At 64.5% G+C, this 21,766-nt stretch carries 17 protein-coding genes; 10 read left to right on the top strand and 7 right to left on the bottom strand.

The features are described from left to right. Nucleotides 1–14: 14 nt before the first annotated feature. The 4 genes from ASD45_RS20055 (at nt 15) to ASD45_RS20040 (ending at nt 4,580) form a co-directional block, all read left to right on the top strand. Entirely contained in the window at nt 15–1,088 is a 1,074-nt protein-coding gene (locus ASD45_RS20055) for a ligase-associated DNA damage response exonuclease (RefSeq protein WP_056913632.1), read from the top strand. Beyond that, on the top strand, nt 1,085–2,875 hold the full coding sequence (locus ASD45_RS20050; RefSeq protein ID WP_056913417.1) for a cisplatin damage response ATP-dependent DNA ligase: 1,791 nt from the start codon (nt 1,085–1,087) through the stop codon (nt 2,873–2,875). The genes ASD45_RS20055 and ASD45_RS20050 overlap by 4 nt, the downstream gene beginning before the upstream one ends. A gap of 63 nt (nt 2,876–2,938) precedes the next feature. Beyond that, nucleotides 2,939–3,247 (top strand): DUF6460 domain-containing protein, encoded by a 309-nt coding sequence (locus ASD45_RS20045; protein ID WP_056913416.1) that lies wholly within the window; start codon nt 2,939–2,941, stop codon nt 3,245–3,247. Nucleotides 3,248–3,317: 70 nt separating this feature from the next. Then, complete coding sequence (locus ASD45_RS20040; protein WP_082541092.1) at nt 3,318–4,580, top strand: MATE family efflux transporter; 1,263 nt, start codon at nt 3,318–3,320, stop codon at nt 4,578–4,580. 21 nt (nt 4,581–4,601) lie between these two features. Here the strand turns inward: ASD45_RS20040 and ASD45_RS20035 are convergent, their stop codons facing one another. Further along, nucleotides 4,602–5,711: a quinone-dependent dihydroorotate dehydrogenase gene (locus ASD45_RS20035; RefSeq protein WP_056913631.1), complete on the bottom strand. Its 1,110-nt coding sequence runs from the start codon at nt 5,709–5,711 to the stop codon at nt 4,602–4,604. A gap of 222 nt (nt 5,712–5,933) precedes the next feature. Here ASD45_RS20035 and ASD45_RS20030 point away from each other — a divergent pair, with 222 nt between their 5' ends. After that, on the top strand, nt 5,934–6,563 hold the full coding sequence (locus ASD45_RS20030; RefSeq protein ID WP_056913630.1) for a helix-turn-helix transcriptional regulator: 630 nt from the start codon (nt 5,934–5,936) through the stop codon (nt 6,561–6,563). A gap of 117 nt (nt 6,564–6,680) precedes the next feature. Then, nucleotides 6,681–7,433, top strand: a complete 753-nt coding sequence (locus tag ASD45_RS20025; protein ID WP_056913414.1) for a carbonic anhydrase — start codon at nt 6,681–6,683, stop codon at nt 7,431–7,433. A 36-nt stretch (nt 7,434–7,469) separates the two neighbouring features. Here the strand turns inward: ASD45_RS20025 and ASD45_RS20020 are convergent, their stop codons facing one another. Beyond that, nucleotides 7,470–9,119 carry a lysine--tRNA ligase gene (locus ASD45_RS20020; RefSeq protein ID WP_156381012.1) on the bottom strand — a complete coding sequence of 550 codons (1,650 nt, stop codon included), beginning with the start codon at nt 9,117–9,119 and terminating at the stop codon, nt 7,470–7,472. A gap of 77 nt (nt 9,120–9,196) precedes the next feature. Between ASD45_RS20020 and ASD45_RS20015 the strand changes: the two genes are divergently transcribed. After that, on the top strand, nt 9,197–10,444 hold the full coding sequence (locus tag ASD45_RS20015; protein WP_056913412.1) for a TIGR03862 family flavoprotein: 1,248 nt from the start codon (nt 9,197–9,199) through the stop codon (nt 10,442–10,444). A gap of 214 nt (nt 10,445–10,658) precedes the next feature. Here ASD45_RS20015 and ASD45_RS20010 read toward each other — a convergent pair whose 3' ends face one another. The 3 genes from ASD45_RS20010 to ASD45_RS20000 form a co-directional block, all read right to left on the bottom strand. Beyond that, nucleotides 10,659–11,573, bottom strand: coding sequence for a transporter substrate-binding domain-containing protein (locus ASD45_RS20010; protein ID WP_056913411.1), 915 nt, complete (start codon nt 11,571–11,573; stop codon nt 10,659–10,661). Nucleotides 11,574–11,699: 126 nt separating this feature from the next. After that, the gene (locus ASD45_RS20005) at nt 11,700–12,146 is read right to left on the bottom strand and encodes a host attachment family protein (protein ID WP_056913410.1); all 447 of its coding nucleotides are present in this window, start codon (nt 12,144–12,146) and stop codon (nt 11,700–11,702) included. Nucleotides 12,147–12,244: 98 nt separating this feature from the next. Then, a complete protein-coding gene (locus ASD45_RS20000; RefSeq protein WP_056913409.1) occupies nt 12,245–13,921 on the bottom strand; it encodes an acyl-CoA dehydrogenase family protein in 1,677 nt (558 codons plus the stop codon). A 183-nt stretch (nt 13,922–14,104) separates the two neighbouring features. Between ASD45_RS20000 and ASD45_RS19995 the strand changes: the two genes are divergently transcribed. Both ASD45_RS19995 and ASD45_RS19990 read left to right on the top strand, forming a co-directional pair. Next, nucleotides 14,105–16,120 (top strand): HAMP domain-containing methyl-accepting chemotaxis protein, encoded by a 2,016-nt coding sequence (locus tag ASD45_RS19995; RefSeq protein ID WP_056913408.1) that lies wholly within the window; start codon nt 14,105–14,107, stop codon nt 16,118–16,120. Between the two features lie 73 nt (nt 16,121–16,193). Next, nucleotides 16,194–17,108, top strand: coding sequence for a YihY/virulence factor BrkB family protein (locus tag ASD45_RS19990; protein WP_156380991.1), 915 nt, complete (start codon nt 16,194–16,196; stop codon nt 17,106–17,108). 7 nt (nt 17,109–17,115) lie between these two features. Here ASD45_RS19990 and ccrA read toward each other — a convergent pair whose 3' ends face one another. Further along, a complete protein-coding gene (gene ccrA, locus ASD45_RS19985; protein ID WP_056913407.1) occupies nt 17,116–18,396 on the bottom strand; it encodes a crotonyl-CoA carboxylase/reductase in 1,281 nt (426 codons plus the stop codon). A gap of 136 nt (nt 18,397–18,532) precedes the next feature. Here ccrA and ASD45_RS19980 point away from each other — a divergent pair, with 136 nt between their 5' ends. After that, on the top strand, nt 18,533–20,512 hold the full coding sequence (locus ASD45_RS19980) for a protein meaA (RefSeq protein WP_056913406.1): 1,980 nt from the start codon (nt 18,533–18,535) through the stop codon (nt 20,510–20,512). A gap of 10 nt (nt 20,513–20,522) precedes the next feature. On the opposite strand, the gene ASD45_RS19975 is transcribed toward ASD45_RS19980, so the two are convergent. Next, the gene (locus tag ASD45_RS19975; protein ID WP_056913405.1) at nt 20,523–21,743 is read right to left on the bottom strand and encodes an ATP-binding protein; all 1,221 of its coding nucleotides are present in this window, start codon (nt 21,741–21,743) and stop codon (nt 20,523–20,525) included. Nucleotides 21,744–21,766 lie beyond the last annotated feature (23 nt).

The following is a 21,766-nucleotide window of genomic DNA, read 5'->3' as shown; positions in this document are numbered from 1 at the left end:
TCTATCTAACCGTCATGCGGCCCGAACAAATCCTGGTTCCCATGCCGTCCGGCCTGTGCAGCAAGGCCGGCGGCTTTCATATCGACCCGACCCGGCCCGTGGACAAGGCCCTGATCACCCATGGCCATTCCGATCATGCCCGGGCCGGGCACGGTCACGTGCTGGCGACCCAGGAAACGCTGGACATCATGCGCCTGCGCTACGGCGACAACTTCGCCGGCTCGACCCAGGCGATTACGTATGGCGAGACACTGAAGCTGGGCGATGTCACGGTCAGCTATCATCCGGCCGGCCACGTGCTCGGCTCCGCGCAGATCGCGGTCGAGCGCAAGGGCCTGCGCATCGTCGCTTCCGGCGACTACAAGGACGTCGCCGATCCGACCTGCGCGCCGTTCGAACTGGTGCCGTGCGATGTGTTCATCACCGAGGCGACGTTCGGCTTGCCGGTATTCCGCCATCATGACGCCGCCGGCGAGATCAGGAAGCTGCTGCATTCGGTTGCGGTGTTTCCGGAGCGCGCGCATCTGGTCGGCGCCTATTCGCTCGGCAAGGCGCAGCGCGTCATCGCCATGCTGCGGGCCGCCGGTTACGACAAGACGATCTATCTGCACGGCGCGATGGAGAAGATCACCGCCTATTATCAGCAGCGCGGCATCGACCTCGGCCCGGTCGAACTGGTGCGCGGCGCCAAGAAGGCGGAGCTTGCCGGCACGATCACCATCTGCCCGCCCACGGCGATGTCGGATCTGTGGTCACGTCGCTTCCCCGATCCGGTGCTCGCTTTCGCTTCCGGCTGGATGCGTGTGCGCGCCCGAGCAAGGCAGCGCGGCGTCACCCTGCCGCTGGTGATTTCCGATCACGCCGACTGGGATGGGCTGACCAAGACCATTACCGCCACCGGCTGCTCGGAAGTCTGGGTGACGCACGGCGAAGAAGAAGCGCTGGTGCACTGGGCGCACATGCAGGGCCTGAAGGCAAAGCCGCTGGCGATCGTCGGCTATGGCGACGAGGAAGAGCATGAGGCTGAAAGTCCCCTTCCTCCGCAAAGCGGCGGGGAGGGAGCGGAGAAGAAAGAGGCAAAGCCATGAACCGCTTTGCCGAACTGCTCGATCGCCTGGCCTACGAGCCGGGGCGTAACAACAAGATCAAGCTGATCGCCGCCTATTTCCGCGAGACGGAAGATCCCGACCGTGGTTATGCGCTCGCTGCCATGACCGGCGCGCTGACGTTCAAAAACGCCAAGGCCGGCATGATTCGCGCACTGATCGCCGAGCGGACCGATCCGGCACTGTTCGCTCTGTCGTATGATTACGTGGGCGATCTGTCGGAGACAGTGGCGCTGATGTGGTCGGCGGCTTCCGTCTCTCCCGGCGCTCATGCGCGCGCCGGCCTCTCCCCGCAGGGGAGCGGCGAAGAGAGAGAGCTCATGTGGCGAGGCGAACAGCGAGATCTGTTCGAAATCCCCAAGCCCGAACGCCTGCTCCGCAACGACCCCTCGCCAACCCTCGCCGAGGTGGTCGAAACCTTATCGACGCTCGGCAAGGCGCAGTTGCCGGCCCAGATCGCGCGCTGGCTCGATGTGCTCGACGAGACCGGCCGCTGGGCGCTGCTGAAGCTCGTCACCGGCGCGCTGCGCATCGGCGTGTCCGCGCGTCTCGCCAAGACGGCTGCGGCCTCGCTCGGCGACAAGGAGCCCGACGAAGTCGAGGTGATCTGGCCCGGATTGGCGCCGCCCTACACCGAACTGTTCGCCTGGCTCGAAGGCAGAAGCGACAAACCGAAGAGCAGCGATCCGGCGCCGTTCCGCCCCGCGATGCTGGCGCATGCGATCGAAGACGGCGATCTCGACGCCCTCGATCCCGCCGACTTCATGGCGGAATGGAAGTGGGACGGCATCCGCATCCAGGCGGTGGCCGGCCGCGACGAGCACGGCGACATGGTCACACGGCTTTACTCGCGCACCGGCGAGGACATCTCCAAAAGTTTCCCCGACCTGCTGACGTCGCTGCGCCAGCCTGGCGCCATCGACGGCGAACTGCTGATCCTGCGCGAGGGCCGCGTGCAGTCGTTCAACGTGCTGCAGCAGCGGCTCAACCGCAAGACCGTGACGCCGAAGCTGACCCAGGAATTCCCGGCGCATCTGCGCGCCTACGATCTGCTCGCCGACGAAACCGGCGACCTGCGCGAATACGGCTTTGCCGAACGGCGCGCACGGCTCGATGCCTTCGTCACGAAGCTCGACGATCCGCGCATCGATCTCTCGCCGCTGGTCGCCTTCACCACCTGGGACGACCTGATCGCCGCGCGCGCCGATCCGGCGACCGGCGGCGCCGGCGATGACGCCGATGCCGTCGAAGGCGTCATGCTCAAGCGCCGCGACGCGCCTTACGTGCCCGGCCGGCCGAAGGGCCAGTGGTGGAAGTGGAAGCGTGACCCGATGGTGGTGGACGCCGTGCTGATGTACGCGCAGCGCGGCCACGGCAAACGCTCCTCGTTCTATTCCGACTACACGTTCGGCGTCTGGAACGGCGATGACGAGCTGGTGCCGGTCGGCAAGGCCTATTTCGGCTTCACCGACGAAGAGCTCACCGAGATCGACCGCTTCATCCGCCGCAACACGGTCGCCAAGTTCGGCCCAGTGCGCGAAGTCACCCATGAGGCCGATACCGGACTGGTCTTCGAGGTGGCATTCGAGGGGTTGCAGCAATCGACGCGGCACAAGTCCGGCATCGCCATGCGTTTCCCGCGCGTCAACCGGCTGCGCTGGGACAAGCCGCCGCGCGAGGCCGACCGGCTGGAAACGCTGGAGAAGATGCTGAAGCAAGGTGCTATAAGTACGCCGCTCGACTCCGCGAAAACGGAGAATCAGAGCTGAATTGCATCATCGCTCTGGATTCCCGCTTGCGCGGGAATGAGCGGAGTGAGAGGTCATGCTACAATGCCGAATGAATTAGAGCCCCTGGAGCGCCCGATGAGCAACGACACCGTCACCCGCGTTTTCGGCGGCTCGCCGCTCGGTGTCATCGTCCGCCTGATCCTCGTTTCGGTCCTGGTCGGCGTCATCCTGTCGGCGCTCGGCCTCGATCCGCTCGACATCCTGCACAGCCTGCAGCGGCTCGTCCGCAACATCTGGAATATGGGCTTTGACGCCGTGCGCTGGCTGTGGGGCTATTTCCTGCTCGGCGCCGTCATCGTCATCCCGATCTGGCTGATCATGCGCGTCGTCAACGCCCCGCGCGGAAAGTAAACACGGCACCCGGGTGAACCCTTCCGTCGAGGTCAACACCGCCCGCATCTTCGCGATCGCGGGCCCGGCGATGCTTGCCAATATCACCACGCCGCTGCTCGGCGTCGTGGCGACGACAGTCATCGGCCGCCTTGGCGATGCGGCGATCCTCGGCGGGGTCGCCATGGCGTCGCTGGTGTTCGACTGCATCTTCTGGCTGTTCGGCTTCCTGCGCAGCGGCACCGTGGCGCTGACCGCACAGGCCTTCGGCGCCCGCGACCACAGCGAGCAGCGCGCGGTACTGGCGCGCGCGATGATGACGGCGGCCGTCTGCGGCTTCGCATTGATCGCCCTGCGCGGCCCGCTGACGTCGTTTGTCTTCGATCTTATGGGCGGCAGCGCCGAGGTTTCGGCGGCGGCGCGCCACTATTTTCTCCTGCGGAGCTGGGCATCGCCCTTCGCGCTCGGCAACTACGTGATGCTCGGCTGGTTCATCGGTCTGGCGCGGCCGATGCAGGCGCTGGCGGTGCAGATCACGGTCAACGTCATCAACATGGTGCTCACGGTCGTCTTGGTGCTTGGCGTCGGCTGGGGCGCAAGTGGGGCCGCCATCGCGGCGGTGATCGCTGAAATATGCGGCCTTATCCTTGGCCTGGCGCTGGCGTGGCGCATGCTCGACGGCCGCTTCGAATGGCGCAGCACCGCGCATTACAACCGCGAGAAGCTGTGGCGCATGCTTCTCATCAACCGCGACATCATGTTGCGAACCGCGGCGCTGGTCAGCGTCTTCCTGTTCTTCTCGGCGCAGGGCGCCCGCGCCGGCGACGTCACCCTGGCCGCCAATGCGGTGCTGCAAAACGTAGTGTTCCTCGGCACATTCTTTCTTGAAGGCCTGGCCAACGCCGCCCAGCAGCTCTGCGGCGCCACCTACGGCGCGCGCGACCGTACGGCCTTTGCCCGTGCGGTGCGACTGATCATGGGCTGGGGCATCGCCTTCGGCATATGCGCCGCGGTGTTCTTTTATGTGGCCGGCCCGGCCATCATCACGATGATGACGTCCAGCGCCGACGTCCGTCACGTCGCCAACGAATTTCTGCTGATGGCGGCCCTGGTGCCGCTGATCGGCGTGCCGGCCTTCATCATGGACGGTGTTTACGTCGGCGCGACCTGGACGCGCGACATGCGCAATTTGATGGCCGCGGCGCTGGCCGTCTATCTCGCGGCCTGGTGGGCGATGCACTCGCTCGGCAATACCGGACTGTGGCTGGCGTTCTTGACGTTCTACGTCTTCCGCGGCGGCCTGCAGGTGCTGCGCTATCCGAGCCTGGCGCGGAAGCCTTGGCCGGAGCGATAAGGTCGCGCCGGCGCCGGTACGTCAGGTCGGCCAGCTGTCCGCGGTGATGTCCGCGGCATCGACGCCGACCATGGCGGCGAGCGACTCGCGGTTGCCGCGTTTGATGGCGGCGGCGATATCCGCCTTCATCTGCGCGACCAGGCCGATGCCCTGATAGATGAGGCCGGTATAAAGTTGCACGAGGCTGGCGCCGGCCTTGATCTTGGCAATCGCGGTGGCGCCGGAATCGATGCCGCCGACGCCGATCAGCGGAAATGCGTTTTCCGTGCGCACGAAAGTCTCGGCCAGCATCCGCGTCGACAGCCTGAAGATCGGTTTGCCGGACAAGCCGCCCGACTCCCGGGCCTTGTCCTGATCGCGCAATGCGGCCGGCCGGGAGATCGTCGTGTTCGAGACGATCATGCCATCGACGCGATGCTTGCGGGCGACGCCAACGACGTCGTCGAGCTCGGCCAAGGTCAGGTCCGGCGCGATCTTGACCAGAATCGGGGTTGGGCCGGCGCGCGGGCGCACCTTTTCGCGCGCATCGGTCACTCGCGCCAGCAGGTCGTCGAGAGCGTCGGCCTGCTGCAGGCTGCGCAGGCCGGGCGTGTTCGGCGACGAGACGTTGACGGTGAAATAGCTCGCCACCGCGGCGAAGGTTTCGATCAGCCGGACGTAATCCTCGCTGCGGTCGGCCGAATCCTTGTTGGCCCCGATGTTGACGCCGACGACGCCGCCGGCGACCACGCCGGAGGCATGCGCCCTCGCCGCCAGCCGCGCGAGCGCCGCTGGCGCTCCGCCATTGTTGAAACCGAGCCGGTTGATGACGCCGCCATCGGCCTCGAGGCGGAATACCCTCGGCCGCGGATTGCCGATCTGTGCTCGTGGCGTGAGCGTGCCGACCTCGACAAAACCGAAGCCCAGCCTGAGCAGCGCATCGGGCGCGACCGCGTTCTTGTCAAAACCGGCGGCAAGTCCGATCGGATTGGGGAAATTCAGGCCAAAGGCGCGGACTCGCAGCTCCGGCGGATCGGGCTGCGGCTGCCCCCCGGGCACCAGCCGGAGCGCCTTGAGCACGAGATTATGAGCATCTTCGGGATCGAGGGCGCGCAGGAAGGGGCGCGACAGGCGATCAAATAGGGCGATCACCGGCGGATACTCCAGCATCGGACGCCGCGGAGCGGTCGGCCCGGCGGCGGAGGGTAAAACTTGGCAAAGACATAAGGCCGATCGCCGACAAAAGCGATGGCTTGGGGGAATTTCTCCCCCACGACCACAAAGAGGTGTGACAGCGGCCCGACTCGCGGTTATAATTCCTACGTAATGACCGATAACCCCGACGCCTCTCGAGGCCTAACCGCCGGTGCCGACATGCTGACCCACGCCCAGATCTGGAATGCCATCGACCGCCTCGCCGCGCGGTCCAAGATGACCGCCTCCGGTCTCGCCAAGAAGTCCGGCCTCGATCCGACCACCTTTAACAAGTCGAAGCGTATCACGCCGGAAGGCCGGCCGCGCTGGCCGTCGACTGAATCGGTCGCCAAGGCGCTGGCCGCGACCAACACCAAGGTTGATACCTTCGTCAGCCTGATCACCGACGGCGGCAAGCCGTCGATCGCCAATGTGCCTCTGATCGGATTCGCCGAAGCGGGCGCCGAAGGCTTCTTCGACGACGCCGGCTTTCCAGTCGGCAAGGGCTGGGAAGAAGTCGGCTTTCCGCAGATCACCGACGAGCACGCCTATGCGCTGGAGATCTCCGGCGACTCGATGAAGCCGGCCTATCGCGAAGGCGATATCATCATCGTCTCGCCGGGCGCGCCGGTGCGCAAAGGCGATCGCGTCGTGGTCAAGACCAAGAAGGGCGAGATCATGGCCAAGGAGCTCAAGCGCAAGCAGGCCAAGAGCATCGAACTCAAATCGCTCAACTCCGAGCATCGCGATCGAACGTTGCAGATGTCCGACGTCGAATGGATTGCCCGCATCGTCTGGGCGAGCCAGTAAGCGCCGATGGATCGCGGCCGGCGATCGCGATAGAGTTCCGCCGCATCGGTTACTGAGTCGCGCAACGTCACGTCATGCGTCGCTGCCGGTAACCGGATATTTAATCGGGGGACACTTATGAATCGTCGACATGCGTTGAGAGTGTTGGCCGGTATGGCGCTGTGTCCGGTATGCGCATCACCGGGTCTTGCTGCGGAAGGCCCGCACTGGGGCTACGAAGGAGACCACGGGCCGTCGCATTGGGGCGACCTGGACGCGGCGAGCAAGACCTGCTCGGTGGGAAGTCAGCAATCGCCGATCGATATTCAGGGCAGCATCAAGTCACAATTGCCGGCCTTGAAAGTCAGCTGGCCCAAGAAGCCGGACATGATCGTCAACAACGGCCACACCATCCAGGTCAATGCCGACCCGGGCAACAGCCTGACACTCGGTTCGAGTAAGTACGAATTGCTGCAGTACCATTTGCATCATCCGAGCGAACATCTGATCGCCGGCAAGGCCTATCCGATGGAAGTTCATTTCGTGCATCGCGAAGCGAGCGGCAATCTCGCGGTCGTCGGCGCGCTGATGGCCGGCGGCAAGGCCAACGCGGCCTTCAGCAAGATCGTGGCTGCTATGCCGGGCAAGGAAGGCCCGGCGGTGAAGATGGCGGCTGCCGCCGATCCAAATCAGATGCTGCCGGCGCAGCGCGGCTATTACCGCTACTCCGGCTCGCTGACGACGCCGCCCTGCAGCGAGGTGGTGAACTGGCTGGTGCTTCGCGAACCGATCCAGGTCGCGCGCGGCGACATCGACGCCTTCGCCAAGCTGTTCCCGATGAACGCCCGACCGGTACAGAAGGACAATCGCCGGTTCGTGCTGAGTTCGTGAGGTTGTCTGCTCCCTCCCCCGAAAAGGGGGAGGGAATCAGGCCGAACGCGCCAGCGCGCCGTCGATCATGTCGACGGTGTTTTTGACGCCGTACACCGCGGCGAAGGAGCCGAAGCGCGGGCCCTTCTCCTGCCCGAGCAGCACCTGATAGAGCATGTTGAACCAGTCGAGCGAAACGCCCGGCCGGCCGTCCTTGGCCTTCTTGGCGTGATCGAGGAACGGTTCGCGGCGGCCGATCTCGTAGACGACGTTCTGGATGTCTTCCGCCGTCACGGCGGGATCGAGATTGGCCAGTGCGTCGCGCAGATCGGCGAGCGCCTTGCGCTCGACCTCGCTCGGTTCGCGGAATTTCTTTTCCGGCAGAACGAAATCGCGGAAGTAATGGATGGCGTAGCCGACCGCGTCGTTGAGCTTCGGGTGAGTCTGCGGCGTCACGCCAGGGCGATAGCGGCCGATGAAGCCCCACAAGGTCTCGGCGTTTTCGGCGTTCGATGACGACACCAGCGTCAGCAGCATCGTGAACGAGATCGGCATATCCGCGACCGGCGGGTTGCCGTTGTGGATGTGCCAGACCGGATTGCCGAGCTTCTGCTTCCAGTCCTGCTGACGCGGATAGCCCTCTAAGAACTGCTGATAGTCGTCGACCTGTCGCGGGATCACGTCGAAGTACAGACGCTTGGCCGACTTCGGCTCGCGATACATGAACAGCGACAACGATTCCGGCGACGCATAGCGCAGCCATTCCTCAATGGTCAGGCCGTTGCCCTTCGACTTGGAGATCTTCTGGCCATTTTCGTCGAGGAAAAGTTCGTAGTTGAAGCCTTCCGGCGGCTTGCCGTCGAGCGCCTTGCAGATCTGGCCGGACAACTTGACCGAGTCGATCAGATCCTTACCGGCCATTTCGTAGTCAATGCCGAGCGCGACCCAGCGCATCGCCCAGTCAGGCTTCCATTGCAGCTTGCAGGCGCCGCCCGTTACAGGAACCGTGACCGGCTCCTTCGTATCGGGATGTTCGTAAGTGATGGTGCCCGCCTTGGCGTCGTGTGCGGTCACCGGCACCTGCAGCACGATACCCGTTTGCGGATCGATCGGCAGGAACGGCGAATAGGTCGAGGCACGCTCCTCGCGCAGCGACGGCAGCATGATCGCCATCACCTTGTCGAAGCGCGCCAGCATCTTCAGCAGCGCCGCGTCAAACTTCCCCGACTTGTAGCACTGCGTCGACGACATGAACTCGTAGTCAAATCCGAAGTGGTCGAGGAATGAGCGCAGCCGCGCATTGTTGTGCTCGCCGAACGACGGATGAGTGCCGAACGGGTCGCGCACCTGGGTCAGCGGCTTGCCAAGATCGAGCGCCAGCGCGTCCTTGTTCGGCACGTTGTCCGGCACCTTACGAAGGCCGTCCATGTCGTCGGAGAAGGCGATCAGCCGCGTCTTGACCTTGTCGCCGGTGAGCACGCGAAAGGCGTGGCGGACCATGGTGGTGCGCGCCACTTCGCCGAAGGTACCGATATGCGGCAGGCCAGACGGCCCGTAGCCGGTCTCGAAAATGACCTCATCTTTCGGTTTGGCTTTGAGCCGGGCCACGATCTTGCGTGCTTCCTCGAACGGCCAGGCGTTCGACTGCTCGGCCAGCTTCTTGAGCTCGTCGGGCGTGATTTGCGGCGCAATTTCGGCAGTGGTCATCGACATTCCGGCCTCCGGCGGGCAGACATAGGCAACAGGCGGAACGCCGTCAATTCAAGCCATGAAAAGCAGCCATCTTGAGCCCATCCAAAGCACTTAAGAGCAAAAATGCCGCCGTCATCGGCGGCGGTCCCGCCGGGCTGATCGCGGCGGAGAGCCTGGCTCGAGCGGGCGTGGCCGTCACGGTCTACGACCAGATGCCGTCGCTCGGCCGCAAGTTTCTCATGGCGGGACGCGGCGGCTTGAACCTGACCCACAGCGAGCCGCTCGCCGAATTTCTCAAGCGTTACGGCGACGCCGACGAACTGCTGCTCGCCGCTGTCTCGGACTTTCCGCCCGCCGCGCTGCGCGCCTGGGCCGATGAACTTGGGGCCGACACTTTCGTCGGATCGAGCGGCCGCGTCTTCCCGAAGGCGTTGAAGACCTCGCCGCTGCTGCGGACGTGGTTGCTCCGCCTCGGCAATCTCGGCGTCACCGTGAAGCTGCGGCACCGCTGGGAAGGCTGGGATGAAGACGGCCAACTCCGTTTCAACGCCGGGGGAAAGGAAATTTCGGTGAAGGCGGATGTCGTCGTGCTGGCCGCGGGCGGAGCGAGCTGGCCGAGGCTCGGCTCGGACGGCCGCTGGGCCGAGATCTTGCGTCAGCAGCATATCGCAGTAGAGCCGTTGCAGCCGTCGAATTGCGGCTTCACAGCGTCATGGTCCGATGTGCTTCGCGGCTTCGCTGGCCAACCGCTGAAACGCATGGCCATCACTTTCGGCGAGCGCAGCGCGCGCGGCGAAGCGATGGTGACGCAAACTGGGATCGAAGGCGGCGCGATCTACGCGTTGTCGTCGCCGATCCGCGACGCCATCAACAAACACGGCGCGGCGACCATCACCATCGATCTGCTGCCGGACGTGACGGCCGCCAAGCTCGGCGAGCGCCTCGCCGCGCCGCGCGGCAAGCAGTCGCTATCGAACTTCCTGCGCAAGAATACGCATCTCGCCGCCGTCGCGCTGTCGCTGTTGCATGAGGCGGCGCTGGCGAAGGGGTTGCAGCTATCGGTCCTGCCCCCGGCCAAGATCGCCGCGCTGATCAAAGCCGTGCCGGTGAAGCTGACCGGCGTCCAGCCAATCGAGACGGCGATCTCGAGCGCCGGCGGCATTCGCTTTAGCGAACTCGACAACCATTTCATGCTGAAGAAGAGCCGCGGCGTCTTCGTCGCTGGTGAGATGCTCGACTGGGAAGCGCCCACCGGCGGCTATCTCTTGCAGGCCAGCTTTGCCACCGGCATCGCGGCGGCCAAGGGCGCGCTGAATTGGCTGCGCCGTTCTCCGGCATGAAGAAGGGCCGCCCGTACGGGGCGGCCCTTCCATTGCCGAACCGCAAATCCGCGGGACCGCTAGCTGACGTGGAACCCCACCGAGGCGAGATTCCAGGTCGCGGATGCCGACGTCTGCGGCGATAGACAATGAGACACTGGATCACCTCCTTTCTGATGTTGACGATCCGCGTAACGTAGTTCGTCCACGCCAGTTTGGAAGGGGCCTTCAGGCCTCAAAACGGGCTGATCGGGAAATAGCGCAGCCACAGGTCGGTGAACCGCCCCTGCTCCCAGAGCCGGAACAGCGCCCAGTTCAGCGACTGCCGCAACAGGTCGTTGCCGCGGCGGACGGCGATGCCAACGCCCTCGCCAAAGTAACGGCTTTCCAGGTAAGGCCCGCCGACGAAGCGGCAGCAATTCGCCGAGTCGGTGCCGTTGAGCCAGAACGCCAGCGAGATGCCATCGCCGAATACGAGATCAACCTCACCTTTTTTCAGCGCGGCGCGCGCGGCGGCGTCGTCAGGGTAAGCGTGCAGCTCGGCTTCGGTGAACAGCGCCTTGATATAGGCTTCGTGCGCGGTGCCGGCGATGACGCCGACCTTCTTGCCTTCCAGTGCCTGCGGCCGCACGTCGTCGATGCCGGAATTGCGCCGCGTCACGAAGCGCGCCGGTGTGCGATAGTAAGGGTCGGTGAAATCAACGCGCTTGCGCATTGTCGGCGACGCCGCGATCGAGGCAATCACCGCGTCGCCCTGGTTGGTATTCAGGCTGTCAACCAAGGTATCGTAGCGGCGCATCTGGACCGTGCAGGCGACCTTGATCTCCTCGCAGATCATGCGGGCCAGATCGACATTGAAACCGATCGGATTGCCATCCGGCCCGGCATAATCGAACGGCGGATAATCGGTCTCGGTGAGAAAGCGGATGACGGTGAGCCGCGAAAGGTCCGGCCGCTCCGGCCGCCGGCGCGGGTCCCAGAAGCCGGGCACATCGACGGGGTTGCGCACCGGGTTAGTGTCGGGGGCGTCGGCGGCGGGCTGATCGCGCGGCGCGGGAACGTGGGCCTGCGGCCAGGCCGACCCGGCGCTCAGCGTCAGGACAAGCGCGGCCAGCGCGCCGCCCCACCGCAGTTTATGAAAGAAGCCCATCGCCGGCCGAAATCCCGATCAGATTCGGCCGGACCATAAAGCGTTTTCAAGCCAAGTGGAAACCGGTTCAGACGAAGAAAAACGGCGAGGCCGAGCCTCGCCGTCGGGGCGGCCGTGGCGGCCTGATCAGTGCGCGGCCAGATACTTCTCGATCTCGTGCACGGGCATCTTGACCAGATCCTTGTCGATCTCGGCGCGCACCGCCGCCTTCAGGCCATGTCCGTAGGCCTGGCGGAGAAAGCCGAGCGCCCGTGGCGGCGCGACGATGACCATCGTCTTCACCTCGTGCGCGGTCACCGCATGATCGAGCTTGGCGGCGAGGTCGGCAAGAAAGCTCTCTTCTTCCTGGCTGTGCCAGTCGGTCTGCCCAACTGCGGAGCGGCCTGGGCCCACCGACGAATTCGAGCGGCCCGGCCTGTCGGTGCCCAGGTCGTGGGTCGCCTTTGCCTTGTGCTCGAGAACCTCTCTCGTCTTGAGGTTGGGGAACTTCGCGTCACCCGAATTTTCAAGTATGAGCGCCTTGGCGCCGTCGCAGACGACGACCCATTCACCCTGTTCGATCGATAGTGACATGCGCACTCTCCCTTGGACGACGCATAGAAGCGCGTTGGCCGCGCCGACGCTTTGCGCCAGATCAACGCGAGAGAGTGGTATTTCGTTGCGTGACGGGCCTAATTGGTGCCGTCGAGTAGACGCCGCGCGATGACCTGCGCCTGAATCTCTGCCGCGCCCTCGAAGATATTGAGGATGCGGGCGTCGCACAGGATGCGCGAGATCGGGAATTCGAGCGCAAAGCCGTTGCCGCCATGCACCTGCACTGCGTTGTCGGCGTTGGCCCAGGCGACACGCGCACCGTAGAGCTTGGCCATGCCGGCTTCGAGATCACAGCGCCGGCCCGAATCCTTCTCGCGTGCGGCGTGATAGGTGAGCTGGCGCGCGATCATGATCTCGACCGCCATCATCACGATCTTGTCGGCGACCCGCGGGAAATCGGCGATCGGCCGCGAGAACTGGATGCGGTTGGTCGCATACTCCATCGCCTGCTCCATGGCCGCCTGGGCGACGCCGATGGCGCGCGCCGCGGTCTGGATGCGCGCGGATTCGAAGGTCTGCATCAACTGCTTGAAGCCCATGCCCTCGACGCCGCCGAGCAGGTTCTCGGCCTTCACTTCGAAACCGTCGAAGGCGATTTCGTATTCCTTCATGCCGCGATAGCCGAGCACCTCGATCTCGGTGCCGGTCATGCCCTTGGCCGGGAACGGATTCTTGTCGTCACCGCGCGGCTTTTCGGCAAGCAGCATCGACAGGCCGCGGTGGCCCGGCTCCTTCGGATTGGTGCGGACCAGAAGCGTCATCAGGTCGGCGCGCACCGGATGCGTGATCCAGGTCTTGTTGCCGTAGACCTTGTAGACATCGCCTTCGCGCACCGCGCGCGTCTTCAGCGAGGCGAGGTCGGAGCCCGTGTTCGGCTCGGTAAACACCGCGGTCGGCAGCACTTCGCCGGAGGCGATCTTCGGCAGCCACTTCGCCTTCTGTTCGGGCGTGCCGCCGCCGAGAATGAGTTCGGCGGCGATTTCCGAACGCGTGCCGAGTGAGCCGACGCCGATATAGCCGCGCGACAATTCCTCGGAGACAACGCACATCGACTCCTTGCCGAGGCCCATGCCGCCGAATTCTTCCGGGATGGTCAGACCGAAAACGCCGAGCTCCGACATCTGCCCGACGACTTCGTACGGGATGTAGCTGTTGGTGCGATGCCAGCCATGAGCGTGACCGACAACTTCGGCGTCGGAGAAGCGGCGCATCTCCTCGCGAATCGATTCAAGCGTTTCGTCGAGACCGGCGGCGCCGACGGTGGCGCCGTGGCTCTGTCGCATCAACTCCATCAGCCGGGCGCGGCGCTCGGCGGTGTTGCCATTGGCGATCAGTGCTTCGACGCCGGGCGTCAGCCGCGCCGCAACCTGCGCCATGGAGAGCCCCATGTCGCTCGGCCGCACCATCTCGCCCTGGCTCATTGGAATGCCGCCCAAGGTCTGCGCCAGGCACTCGCCGAGGCCGATCCAGGTGAGGTGCTCCTCGACCTCGCCGAACGTACCGGACGCGGTCATCCGCTCGGCATAGGCGGTCAGCTGTTTGACCGCCTCGACATAGGTGGCGAGCCAGGCCAGCCCGTGGGTCGCCCGCTGCTCGCGATCAAACAACTTGCCGACGGCATGACCTTCCACCGTCACCTTGCCTCGCACCTTGCCGGTGGCGTCGGCCAGGATTGCCTCCATGGCGGCCACCGCCTCGCGGGCAAGGTCGCGCAGATCCTGGTCGGCAGTGCTACGGGAGGCGGCGATTGGCATGGCGGTCCCCAGATTTCGATATTCTTGGCCCAAAGGCAGCTAACAGTACGCGTGCACTGCACAAAAGCAAAGTACCGGACGCGGCCGGCCCGGATTTAATAATAAAATTAACCATTTCGGGTTCATCTGTGGCGACCGCTTGTGCGCCGCGTTCCATTCAACTGACGACAACCGCCACCGCTCATGCGCCTCATCAAGGCAACGCTCCAGTCGTGGTCGCCCACCCGGCTGCTGACGTCGTTTTCCGTCCGGACCCGGATTGTGGCACTGGCCCTGGTGCCGGTGTTGGGCTTTTTCGCCAACGGACTGACTTACACGGCCGGCGAAGACGATGTGTCCGGCGCCTTCCAGACCGTCGCCGGCTCCCACACGCTCGCCGACGCCAGCCGCGATCTGAAGATCGCGATTGCCTCGATCCGCATCGCCGCCAAGGATTTCGGCCGCGAGCGCAATTTCGCGCTGAACTCCTTCCCACAGTCCCACGACCTCGCCGTCAAGAGCCTGGGCATCATCGAGACGTTGATCGGCAATTCTCGCGTCGATGACATCAAGGCGCTGCGCGCCGATCTCGCCGCGATCAGGACCAACTACGACGATCTCTACGGGCTGCAGCGCGTCCTCGGCTTTTCCGATGACGAAGGCATTCGCTGGGCGCTCAGGGACGCGGGCAACGCGATCGAATCGATCATCAATAACGATCTGACTTGGATCGCCGATGCCGAAGCGCGCAAGATTACCGTGCTGTTGTTGACGATGCGGCATCAGGAGAGCGAATATCGGCTTGTGCCGAGCGACCTGACGCTCTCCCAGTTCGAAGCCGGCTACAAAGCATTCGAACGCTTGTTCGCCGACATCGACGGCACGCCGCAACTGAAAGAAAAGATCGAACGGCTCGTGAAGGAATATGACGACACCTTCACCTACTGGGTTTCGCTTCATGACCGCACCCAGCCGCTGCGCACGCTGATCGACATCGACAGCCAGAACATGCTGCCCCGCGTCGACGCCGTCATCCTGTCGGCCAACGGCGCCGCGCAGCGGGCCGCGACGGCGCTCGCTGTGTCGCAGCACGACACGCGTACCGGCATCATCGCGGTCGGCGCGGTGATGGCGATCCTCGGGCTTGTGTTCAGTTGGCTGATCGGCCGCAGCATCACGCGCCCGCTCGACAGGCTGGGCGCCGCGATGAAAGCGCTCGCCGCCGGCGATACGGCCACCACCGTTCCGGCCACCAAGACACGCGACGAGATCGGCGCCATGGCGCGCACCGTTCTCGTGTTTCGCGATTCCATGATCGAACGCGAGAAGCTGGCGCGAACCCAGACCGACCAGAGCCGTGCCCGCGAGGCGCGCAGCAACAGCATCGCTGCCGCCATTCGACGCTTCGAAGGCTCGGTCGGTGCGGCACTCGGCAAGCTGCGGGCCGCTTCACACCAGCTCGAAGCCAGCTCCACCAATCTCAACCGCACCGCGGACACGGTTTCGGCCGAAGCGAGCACCGCCGAACAGCGCGCCACCGCGGCTTCCGACAATGTCAGTGCTGCGGCAGGCTCCGTCGAGGAACTGGCGCTGTCGATCGACGCCATCGCCGCGCAAGCGACCCAATCCAGCGGCGTTGCCGGGCGCGCCGTCGCCGAAGCGAAGCAAACCGCCAGGACCATGACCGAACTCGGCGTTGCGGCGACGCGCATCGGCGAAGTGGTCGGCCTCATTCAAGCCGTCGCCGGCCAGACCAATCTGCTTGCACTCAATGCCACGATCGAAGCAGCGCGCGCCGGAGAGGCCGGGCGCGGCTTCGCCGTGGTCGCCGCCGAAGTGAAATCGCTGGCCGCGCAGACGGCGCGCTCGACCGAAGAGATCGCCGAGCAGATCGGCGGCATCCAGTCGGCGGCGGCGGGCGCCACGCTGGCCATCGAGCAGGTCAACGCCATCATCGGCGAGATGGCGTCGATTGCCACCTCGGTCGCCGCCACGGTCGAGCAGCAGAACGCCGCGGTCGCGGCGATTGCCGAAGGCGTCAGCCGCGCTTCGAACGAGGCTCGCACCGGCGCCGAGGCGATGAGCCGGGTGACCGGCGTGACCATCGACGCCCGCTCGACCGCGGCGGACGTCAAGAACCTCGCCGACGCCGTCGCGGTTGAAGCCGAGAGCCTAGAGGCCGAGGTCCGCCAGTTCCTCAGCGACGTGCAGGCGGCCTGACGGCGTCCCACTTGCAAACGGCCGCCTGATAGCCATTCTCCGCACTGCGGATCGCCCGCTCCGGAACCCTCGTGTGAGCTACCTCAAGCTGTCATTGCGTTGTCTGCGCGACGCCTTCCGCCAGTTTCTGGCGGATGACGGCTGGGCCATCGCCAGCCATATCGCGCTGTCGACGCTGATGGCGATGTTCCCCTTCCTCATCGTCGTGACTGCGCTGGCTGGCGTGTTCTTCGGCTCGAAGAGTCTGGCCGACGAAGCGGCACGCATACTGCTGGAAACCTGGCCCGCGCAGGTGGCAGGGCCCATCGCCGACGACATCCGCGGCGTTCTGATCGGCAGCCGCGGCAATGTGCTGACTTTCGGCGTGCTCTTTGCCGTCTACTTCGCCTCCAGCGGCATAGAGAGTCTGCGCATTGGCTTGAACCGCGCTTACGGCATGGCCGAGCGACGGCCATGGTGGCTCCTGCGCATCGAGTCGATCGCTTATGTGCTGATCGCCGCGATCAGTCTCTTGGTCTTTTCGTTCCTCGTCGTGCTGGCGCCGTTCATCTGGGACAAGGTGCTGCAATATGTGCCGACGCTCGAACCCTTGAGCGACCTCATCACCTTTTCGCGCTTTACCGCGGCGGGCGTCATTTTGATTATCTCGCTGACCATCGTGCATCGATGGCTGCCGGCCGGGCGGCGCGACTTCCTCGACATCGCGCCTGGCATCGCCGCGACGCTCCTGCTCTGGATGATTTGCGGCGCGGCGTTCGGCCGCTACCTCGCCAGTTACACGTTCACTTATGTGAACATGTATGCGGGCCTCGCTTCGGCAATGATCGCGCTGATTTTCCTGTATGTCTGCGCGTCGATCTTTATCTTCGGCAGCGAGCTCAATTCGGTGGTTTTGAAATGGCGTCAGGACAGGCTGGCGGCTCCGGATGATACTTCCACCGGAAAGACCGCCCCGCCCACCGAACTCGACAAGCCAGCGCTGCCCTAGCAGCGGCTCAGCGCGGCCCCGTGACCTCGACCACGTCCTCGTAGGTCTTGAGCCCCATCATTGGCGCATTGACCAGCACCGCCATGTTGCCCGGAGGATGCTGGTTCTTCCACATCATGGTGTGCGCCTTCGGAATTTCCAGCCACGGGAAAGTCTTCGACAGGCACGGATCGATGCGGCGTTCGAGCACGAAGCGGTTGGCCTGGCTCGCCTGCTTCAGATGCGCGAAATGCGAGCCCTGGATGCGCTTCTGCCGCATCCAGACATAGCGCGCGTCGAAGGTGATGTTGAAACCCGTGGTACCGGCGCAGAACACGACCATGCCCCCGCGCTTCACCACCATCGCCGACACCGGGAAGGTCTGTTCGCCCGGATGCTCGAACACGATATCGACGTCGCGTTTGCCGGTGATGTCCCAGATGGCCTTGCCGAAGCGGCGCGCTTCCTTGGCCCAGTCATTGAACTCCGCGGAATTCACCTGGGGCAACTGGCCCCAGCACTTGAAGTCCTTGCGGTTGATCACGCCCTTGGCGCCGAGGTTATAAACATACTCGGCCTTGGAATCGTCGGAGATGACGCCGATGGCGTTGGCGCCCGACGCCGCCGCCAACTGAATGCCGAACACGCCGAGACCACCCGATGCGCCCCACACCAGGACATTGTCGCCCGGCTTGAGCGTATGCGGCGCGTGGCCGAACAGCATGCGATACGCGGTGGCGAGCGTCAGCGTGTAGCAGGCCGACTCTTCCCACGACAAATGCGCCGGCTTGATCATGAGCTGGCGCGACTGCACGCGGCAGAACTGCGCGAACGAACCGTCCGGGGTTTCGTAACCCCAGATGCGCTGCGACGGCGACAACAGCGGATCGCCGCCGTTGCAGTCCTCGTCATCGCCATCGTCCTGGTTACAGTGGACGATGACCTCATCGCCGACCTTCCAGCGCTTCACCTTGGAGCCGACGGCCCAGACGATGCCGGAGGCGTCAGAGCCAGCAATGTGATAAGGTTGTTTGTGAACGTTGAACGGCGTGATCGGCTGGCCGAGTCCCGCCCAGATGCCGTTGTAGTTCACGCCCGCGGCCATCACGAGAACGAGTACATCTTCCTCGCCGATCGGCCATGTCGGCACCGCTTCGATCTGGAAGGATTGCTCCGGCGGCCCGTGACGCTCCTGGCGGATTACCCAAGCGTACATTTTTTCCGGGACATGACCGAGCGGCGGAATTTCTCCGATGTCGTAAAGGTCCTTGAGCGGAGCCCCGCTCCGCGCGACGGCAGCAACCGGCATCGACGTACTCCCTAACGACCAGCATTATTAATTAGCTGTATCAGTCTGACGTAATTTATATTGCAATGCAACAATAGAACCGCCAGACTGAAGGTGAAGGCGCCCCAGCGCGCTAAGCAGCCAAAACAGAACAGCAATGGCGGAAACAAAGCGCGACAAACCCTGGATTTTCCGCACTTACGCCGGTCACTCCACGGCTGCGGATTCAAACGCGCTGTATCGGCGGAACCTGGCCAAAGGCCAGACCGGCCTCTCGGTCGCTTTCGACCTGCCAACGCAAACGGGTTACGACAGCGACCACGTGCTGGCGCGCGGCGAGGTCGGCAAGGTCGGGGTGCCGATCAGCCATGTCGGCGACATGCGTGCGCTGTTCGATCAGATCCCGCTCGACTCAATGAACACCTCGATGACCATCAACGCCACCGCGGCGTGGCTGATGGCGCTGTACATTGCGGTTGCCGACGAGCAAGGCGCACCGCGGGCATCGCTCACCGGCACCATCCAGAACGACATCATCAAGGAATACCTGTCGCGCGGCACTTATGTATTTCCGCCGAAGCCATCGCTGCGCCTGATCAAGGATGTCGCCATCTTCACCACCTCGGAATTGCCGAAGTGGAATCCGATGAACATCTGCAGCTATCACCTGCAGGAAGCCGGCGCGACGCCGGTGCAGGAATTGGCCTACGCACTCGCCACCGCCATCGCCGTGCTCGACACCGTCAGGGCTTCGGGCGAAGTCGATCAGGCCAAATTCGGCGAAGTGGTCGGGCGCATTTCGTTCTTCGTCAATGCAGGTCTGCGCTTCGTCACCGAAGTGTGCAAGATGCGCGCCTTCACCGAGCTGTGGGACGAGATCACGCGCGAGCGCTACGGCATCACCGATCCGAAGCAGCGTCTGTTTCGCTACGGCGTCCAGGTCAACTCGCTCGGCCTCACCGAGCCGCAGCCGGAAAATAACGTCGCCCGCATTCTCATTGAAATGCTCGCGGTTACCCTGTCGAAGAATGCCCGCGCCCGCGCCGTGCAATTGCCGGCCTGGAACGAGGCTCTCGGCCTGCCGCGGCCTTGGGACCAGCAGTGGTCGCTGCGCATGCAGCAGATCCTCGCCTATGAAACCGACCTCCTGGAATACGGAGACATCTTCGACGGCTCGTCCGAGATCACCCGCAAGGTCGAAGCGCTGAAAGCAGAGGCCAAGGAAGAGCTCAAGCGCATCGAGGACATGGGCGGCGCCGTGGCCGCGGTCGAAACCGGCTACATGAAACAGCGGTTGGTTGAATCCAACACCGCGCGTTTGGAAGCCATCGAGCGTGGTGACCAGATCGTCGTCGGCGTCAATAAATACCTCGAGACCGAGCCCTCGCCACTGACGGGCGGCATCGCCTCGATCATGACCGTATCCGAGGAAGCCGAGCACAATCAGATCGAACGGCTGAAGGCCTGGCGCGCGCAGCGTGACAACAAGAAGGTCGCCGAGACGCTGGCCGCGCTCAAGCGCGCCGCAACGGAAGGCGGCAATATTATGCCGCCGTCAATCGAATGCGCCAAGGCCGGTGTTACCACCGGCGAATGGGGCTGGACCTTGCGCGAAGCCTTCGGCGAATATCGCGCGCCGACCGGCGTCGGCAATGCCATGCGCAACGACGTCTCCGGACTCGACGAAATCCGCGCCGATGTCGATCGGGTGTCAAAGCAGCTCGGCCGACGCATGACCTTCCTCGTCGGCAAACCCGGACTCGACGGCCATTCCAACGGCGCCGAACAGATCGCCGTGCGGGCGCGCGATGCCGGCATGCAGGTGGTCTATGAGGGCATTCGCCTGACACCGGAAGAAATCGTCGATGCGGCGCGCGCGCAGAAGGCCCATGTCATCGGTCTTTCTGTCCTGTCCGGCAGCCACATGCCGCTGGTCGAGGACGTCGTCGGCCGCATGAAAAAGGAAGGCCTAGACATTCCGGTCGTGGTCGGCGGCATCATTCCGCCGGAAGACGCCGCCCAACTGGAGAAAGCCGGGGTCGCGGCGGTCTATACGCCGAAGGACTTCGAGCTCAACCGCATCATGGGCGACCTGGTGCGCATCGTCGAGCGCAAGAACAACCTGACGAACGCGTAAGCAGCTTCCGCTATGCCCGCACGCGGGAAGAAGGAAGAAGTGCCAGGGCCTCGGCTAGTTTGCTCGGGCTCACCGGCTTGCTGAAATAGAAATTCATGCCCGCTTCGCTGGCCCGCGCTTCGTCCTGCGCGGTGGAGCGGCCGGACAGGCCGATGACTGGAACATGGCCCGCATCCCCCGGCAGCGCGCGGATGCGGCGCGTGGCTTCGCAGCCGTCGATGTCCGGCAACACCAGATCCATGATCACCGCGTCGTAACCGCCGCGCGCGACCGCCTGCACCGCCGCCTCGCCGCTGCCGACGAAATCGGCGCGATGGCCAAGTTCAGTGAGGATCGTGTTCAGCACCACGCGGCCGAATGGATTGTCTTCGGCGCACAGGATCGATAACGCGCGCGTCGGCGCGGATGCCCGCGTCTTGCCGCGCGACGCCGCCCTGACGACCGGCTTCACCAAGGCGGTGAAGGTAAAGGTCGAGCCATGACCGGGCGCGCTGCTAACGGTGAGGTCGCCGCCCATCGCGCGCGCCACGCGCCTGACGAAAACAAGGCCGAGGCCCGCACCGCCATAGCGCCGCGCGACGTCTTCGTTGGCCTGCGCAAACGGCTTGAAGAGCCGCTTCAGTTCGGCCGGCGACAGACCGACGCCGGTATCGGTGAAGCTGAACACGAGGCGCAGCCGCCCGCGGGACGCGGGCCCGCTCGACATCTCGAACTTCACCGAACCGTCATGGGTGAACTTCACGGCGTTGTCGGAAAGATTCTCCAGCGCCGCTCGCAGCCGCAGCGCATCGCCCGACACCAATGCGGGCACGTCGGGCGCGATGTCGGTCGTCACGGCGACTGCCTTGTTGCCGGCGCGCGCGGTGAGCGCGTGGCCGACGGCTTCGGCCAGTGCCCTGGCTGAGAAAGGCTCGTCGCGCAGCACCAGTCCCTTGGTATCGGCGCGCACCGCATCGACGATCAGGGTCGCAAGCTGCGCCAGATGGTCGGCACCGCTCTTCACGGCCTGCGCCCATTCGCGCTCGCGCGGTCCGAGATCGGAGGATGCCAGCAGTTCGGCCAGCGCGACGATGCCGGTCAACGGCGTGCGGATGTCATGGGCGACGCCGGCGAGCGCGGCCTCGATGGCGCGCACCGGCGGCAACGCCGGCGATGTTCGCGCCGGTCGCTTGACCAGTTTCCGGGTCGCCTTCTTTTTCGCTGTTTTGACCGCCCGCTTGCGCTTGGCCATAGCCCCTTGCCCCAAGGCCGGAC

The sequence above is a fragment of the Pseudolabrys sp. Root1462 genome (assembly GCF_001426945.1).
In the GTDB taxonomy this organism is placed as follows: Bacteria; Pseudomonadota; Alphaproteobacteria; order Rhizobiales; family Xanthobacteraceae; genus Pseudolabrys.
The sequence above is the reverse complement of the archived record's forward strand: the minus strand, read 5'-3'. Positions and strand labels throughout refer to the sequence as shown.

Excerpts from the sequence above, each read along its gene's own strand:
- ASD45_RS20040 (WP_082541092.1), top strand. The coding sequence starts at position 3,318 with ATGCTTGCCAATATCACCACGCCGCTGCTCGGCGTCGTGGCGACGACA.
- ASD45_RS20020 (WP_156381012.1), bottom strand. The coding sequence starts at position 9,119 with ATGACCACTGCCGAAATTGCGCCGCAAATCACGCCCGACGAGCTCAAG.
- ASD45_RS20010 (WP_056913411.1), bottom strand. The coding sequence starts at position 11,573 with ATGGGCTTCTTTCATAAACTGCGGTGGGGCGGCGCGCTGGCCGCGCTT.
- ccrA (WP_056913407.1), bottom strand. The coding sequence starts at position 18,396 with ATGCCGGTTGCTGCCGTCGCGCGGAGCGGGGCTCCGCTCAAGGACCTT.
- ASD45_RS20045 (WP_056913416.1), top strand. The coding sequence starts at position 2,939 with ATGCCGAATGAATTAGAGCCCCTGGAGCGCCCGATGAGCAACGACACC.
- ASD45_RS20025 (WP_056913414.1), top strand. The coding sequence starts at position 6,681 with ATGAATCGTCGACATGCGTTGAGAGTGTTGGCCGGTATGGCGCTGTGT.
- ASD45_RS19975 (WP_056913405.1), bottom strand. The coding sequence starts at position 21,743 with ATGGCCAAGCGCAAGCGGGCGGTCAAAACAGCGAAAAAGAAGGCGACC.
- ASD45_RS20030 (WP_056913630.1), top strand. The coding sequence starts at position 5,934 with ATGCTGACCCACGCCCAGATCTGGAATGCCATCGACCGCCTCGCCGCG.
- ASD45_RS19980 (WP_056913406.1), top strand. The coding sequence starts at position 18,533 with ATGGCGGAAACAAAGCGCGACAAACCCTGGATTTTCCGCACTTACGCC.
- ASD45_RS20000 (WP_056913409.1), bottom strand. The coding sequence starts at position 13,921 with ATGCCAATCGCCGCCTCCCGTAGCACTGCCGACCAGGATCTGCGCGAC.
- ASD45_RS20050 (WP_056913417.1), top strand. The coding sequence starts at position 1,085 with ATGAACCGCTTTGCCGAACTGCTCGATCGCCTGGCCTACGAGCCGGGG.
- ASD45_RS19995 (WP_056913408.1), top strand. The coding sequence starts at position 14,105 with ATGCGCCTCATCAAGGCAACGCTCCAGTCGTGGTCGCCCACCCGGCTG.
- ASD45_RS20005 (WP_056913410.1), bottom strand. The coding sequence starts at position 12,146 with ATGTCACTATCGATCGAACAGGGTGAATGGGTCGTCGTCTGCGACGGC.
- ASD45_RS20055 (WP_056913632.1), top strand. The coding sequence starts at position 15 with ATGCGGCCCGAACAAATCCTGGTTCCCATGCCGTCCGGCCTGTGCAGC.